The following is a 684-nucleotide window of genomic DNA, read 5'->3' as shown; positions in this document are numbered from 1 at the left end:
CGCGGAGGCCGCGGCGCTCGTCGTCGAGCTGCGCGCCCTGATCCGCGCCCACGAGCTCCGGCCCGGCGCCGAGGACCGGCTCGGCGACGCCCTCGCGCTGGCGGACTCGGGCCGCTACCCGCTGCGCGGCACGTGCGCGCTGCTCGCCTGGCACGCGCTGGAGGAGGCGCTGGGGCGCTGAGGCCCGTGGCGCTGCACCACCGGTCGGCGGGAGCGTCCGGCATCGACGAGATCGCCGACGGGGACATCCCAGCCCACGGGGGCTCATGCGCCCTCCCGGAGTTCGACATCGTGAAGGCCCGCTACGGGGCGGCGACGGGTCCCGCGAAGGCCCGCCTGCGCTGCTCCGCGAACGCCGTCAGCGGCATCGCGAGCTCCCATCCGCACCTCGACCTGGTCGTCGACGGCGCAGGTGGGCACTCCGAGTCGAACTCCTGACGCTCTCAGGAGCGCCGGTCGACGTCCTCACCCGAGCTGAGGTCGGCCGCCTCCACGGGCCGTGCGGCGTGGGCGGCGAGGTAGGCGCGTGCGCCGGCGTCGCCGCCCATGTGCGCGGCGAGCGGGTCCCAGTGGGCGCGGCCGAGCAGCGCGGGGTGCCCGGGACGGCCGCCGAAGACGGCCTGGCGGAGCGTGCCCAGGTCGACGGGTGCCGCGCCGATGACGCGGCGGACGGTGGCCGCGTCG

The 684-nt window shown here is 77.6% G+C and carries 1 protein-coding gene and 2 pseudogenes; 2 read left to right on the top strand and 1 reads right to left on the bottom strand.

What is annotated here, in order from left to right; translation table 11 throughout:
- Together Q6969_RS16125 and Q6969_RS16120 are read left to right on the top strand one after the other, a co-directional pair.
- A pseudogene (locus tag Q6969_RS16125) lies at positions 1-181 on the top strand (FeS cluster assembly protein); the annotation flags it as partial.
- Positions 182-186: 5 nt separating this feature from the next.
- Positions 187-438 (top strand): hypothetical protein, encoded by a 252-nt coding sequence (locus tag Q6969_RS16120; protein ID WP_317231341.1) that lies wholly within the window; start codon positions 187-189, stop codon positions 436-438.
- A 5-nt stretch (positions 439-443) separates the two neighbouring features.
- Here Q6969_RS16120 and Q6969_RS16115 read toward each other — a convergent pair.
- Positions 444-684 (bottom strand): annotated as a pseudogene (locus Q6969_RS16115) (nucleotidyltransferase family protein); the annotation flags it as partial.

Origin of the sequence: Clavibacter sp. MX14-G9D, from assembly GCF_032917815.1 — a bacterium.
Classification (GTDB): domain Bacteria; phylum Actinomycetota; class Actinomycetes; order Actinomycetales; family Microbacteriaceae; genus Clavibacter; species Clavibacter michiganensis_K.
This window is presented reverse-complemented; position numbering and strand designations above follow the sequence as displayed.